Here is a 252-nt window from a genome sequence, read left to right on the forward strand (position 1 = left end):
GTGAGGAGCAGGAGATGACGGGACTTAAGACCGAACCGGGCGCGCGACACTCCGGCCTGGTTCTGAGGAGCGCGATCGGCTCTTACGATCATACCAAATCACTCAAGGAAGGAGCGATTCATTCGGAGCGTCTGCGGCTCGAGCATGTGGAGATTGCCCCCATCCACAAGGCCTTTCGTTCGATGGTGAACGAGCTTGCCTTCGATCTGTCGGAGATGGCGATTGTTACCTATATCCTGGCGAAGGCCTCTG

Annotated in this window: 1 protein-coding gene; it reads left to right on the forward strand. The window is 57.1% G+C overall.

Annotated elements, in window-relative coordinates:
• Positions 1–14: 14 nt before the first annotated feature.
• The coding region (locus PZC42_RS22080) for a hypothetical protein (protein WP_277214359.1) at positions 15–252 on the forward strand (238 nt) is incomplete at its 3' end.

The sequence above is a fragment of the Isoptericola croceus genome, assembly GCF_029382255.1.
Taxonomy (GTDB): Bacteria; Actinomycetota; Actinomycetes; order Actinomycetales; family Cellulomonadaceae; genus Isoptericola; species Isoptericola croceus.